This is a genomic window from Kitasatospora sp. NPDC057512 (assembly GCF_042802135.1).
In the GTDB taxonomy this organism is placed as follows: domain Bacteria; phylum Actinomycetota; class Actinomycetes; order Streptomycetales; family Streptomycetaceae; genus Kitasatospora.
The window spans coordinates 1-2524 of record NZ_JBHVET010000980.1; the positions used below are offsets into that span (position 1 = coordinate 1).

The 2524-nt window shown below is 74.2% G+C and carries 1 protein-coding gene and 2 pseudogenes; all 3 read right to left on the reverse strand.

The window, feature by feature from the left end; all coding sequences use genetic code 11:
• Positions 1-334: pseudogene (locus ACFU6K_RS36540) on the reverse strand (2-dehydro-3-deoxyphosphogluconate aldolase); the annotation flags it as partial.
• Positions 331-2004, reverse strand: a complete 1674-nt coding sequence (locus tag ACFU6K_RS36545; protein WP_380670578.1) for an amidohydrolase family protein — start codon at positions 2002-2004, stop codon at positions 331-333. The gene ACFU6K_RS36545 and the pseudogene ACFU6K_RS36540, both read right to left, overlap by 4 nt.
• Positions 2004-2524 (reverse strand): annotated as a pseudogene (locus ACFU6K_RS36550) (amino acid deaminase); the annotation flags it as partial. The pseudogene ACFU6K_RS36550 and the gene ACFU6K_RS36545, both read right to left, overlap by 1 nt.

The following is a 2524-nucleotide window of genomic DNA, read 5'->3' on the forward strand; positions in this document are numbered from 1 at the left end:
CGGCGGCCGCCGCCCCGGCGACCTCGGGGCGGCAGCCGGGGGTGACCAGGAAGGACGCCCCCGCCTCGGCCCCGCGCCGCGCCTGTTCGGCGGTCAGCACCGTTCCGACGCCGACCCGCCAACCGGCCTTCGAGGCCCGGAGCAGATGGTCTGTCACATTCGGTGTGGTGTAGGTGAATTCGGTCAGGTTGATGCCGCCCTCGGCGAGGGCCGCGCAGAGCGCGGCGGCGTCCGGGATCCGCGGTGCGCGGACCACCGCGATCACCGGTTCGTCGCGCAGGACGGAAAGGTCGTTCGGAAGGGGGGCGTCGGTCGGGACGGACAGCTCGGTCATATGGCCAGGGTTCCTCGGTCGGTTCGGCGCAGGGCACGCCCGGGCCGGGCGCCGGTGGTGCGGCCCTCCCGGACGACGGCGGTGCCGTTGACGTACACGTATTCGATGCCCTCGGCGGGCAGCCGGGGGTCCTCGAAGGTGGCGGCGTCCCGGACCTTCCCGGGGTCGAGGAGCACCAGGTCGGCGTGGTGGCCGGGGGCGATCCGGCCCCGCCGGTCCAGCCCCAGCCGGGCGGCGGGGCGGCCGGTCATCCGGGCGATCGTCTCCTCCAGCGTGAGGACTCCCAACTCCCGGCTGTAGTGACCGAGGTAGCGCGGGAAGGTGCCCCAGGCGCGCGGGTGCGGCCGGGCACCGACCAGCAGTCCGTCGCTGCCGACGGTGTGCGCCCGGTGGCGCATGATCGCCCGGACGTTCTCCTCGTGCCCGACGTGCTGGAGGATCGTGGTGGCCAGCCCGTCCCGGCGCAGCAGGTCCAGGAAGACCTCGGTGCCGGTCCGCCGCTCCTCGACGGCCAGTTCGGCGACGGTGCGGCCGACCGTCCCGGCGAGCGGGGCCGAGCCGACGCCGGAGATCTGGATCGTCGCCCAGTCGGTGACCACGCCGTGGCAGCCGTCGCTGCCCTTCTCCTCCACCTCGTACCGGATCCTCGCGCACTGCGCGGGGTCGGCGAGCCGTGCCAGCGTCGCGGCCGGGCCGCCCTCGGTGGCCCAACTCGGCAGCAGGGCGGCCAGGGTGGTGGATCCGGGCAGGTAGGGGTAGCTGTCCAGGGTGAGGTCGACGCCGTCGGCGAGCGACCGGTCGAGGAGCTCCAGCAGCTCGCCGGCCCGGCCCCGGTTGACCCCGAAGTTCATCGTGGCGTGGGTCAGGTGCAGCGCGCAGCCGCTCCGCCGGGCGATCTCCACCATCTCCGCGTAGCCCTCCAACGCCCCTTCGCCGTACGAGCGCTGGTGCGGGGCGTGGAAGCCTCCGTAGGCCGCGACGACGGTGCACAGCTCGACCAGCTCGGCGGTGTCCGCGTACATCCCGGGGGTGTAGCTGAGGCCGCTGGACATGCCGACCGCGCCGTCCAGCAGGCTCTTCGCCAGCACCTGCCGCATCCGGTCGAGTTCGCCGGGGGTGGGCGGACGGTTGGCCCAGCCCATGACGAGCATCCGCAGCGTGCCGTGCGGGACGAGGTAGCAGGCGTTGACGGCGACGCCGCTGCGGTCGATCCGGTCGAGGTAGCCGGCGACGTCCCGCCAGTCCCAGTCGAAGCCGTCCGGATCGCCGTTCCAGCCCGCGAGTTGGCGGCGCAGCGCGGGCAGCGTGGCGTCGTCCACCGGGGCGTAGGACAGGCCGTCCTGGCCGAGGACCTCGCAGGTGACGCCCTGGGTGACCTTGGCCGGGTGCTCGGGTTCGCGCAGCAGGGCGAGGTCGGAGTGGGCGTGCATGTCGATGAAGCCGGGGGCCAGGACCAGCCCGTCGGCGTCCACCACCTCGGCCGCGCCGAGGCCCTTGCCGATCCCGCCTATCCCGCCGCTCTCACCGAACTCGGCGATCTCGGCCACCTCGGCGATCAGGCCGTCGGCGATCCGGACGTCCGCCCGGTAGCGCTCCGCACCGGTGCCGTCCACCACGGTGGCGCCCCGGAAGACCGTCGTGCCCCCGCGGGCCACTCTCTCCCCGGGCATCAGAAGAAGGTCCTGACCAGGCCGGTGACCTTCGGCTCGGCCGCGTCCGCGGAGTCCAGCACCGGGATCGCCGTCCACTTGTCGAAGGCCGTGCACGGGTGCGAGACGCCCAGCCGCAGCACGGCGCCGATCGGCGCGAGGTCGCCCGCGTCGCGCAGGAAGGCGTGCTGGTCGTTGAGCGCCGTGATCCGGGCCGCCGTACCGGTCAACTCGGCTCCGCCGCGCACTCGTTGCGGCTCGGGCAGGCCCTCGTCGAAGGGCAGGTCGCGCTTGCCGGCGTCCAGCAGCGCGAGCTGCGGCTCGGGCCGGGAGACGACCCGGGCCCAGCCGTGCAGCGCGCCGCGGAACGGCGTCCGCCCGCCGTCCCGGGCGAGCGGCGAGATGCCGCGGTAGAAGCCGTCGTCGTGGGCGATGTACGCGCCCGAGCGCAGCACCGTGAACGCCTCCGGCAGGTTCGCCAACTCCTCGACCACCAGGTCGAAGTAGGCACTGCCGCCGGCCGAGACCACCGGCGGGGTGC

What these genes read in the sequence shown, in the direction of transcription:
- ACFU6K_RS36545 (WP_380670578.1), bottom strand. Translation starts at nt 2,004, where the DNA reads ATGCCCGGGGAGAGAGTGGCCCGCGGGGGCACGACGGTCTTCCGGGGC.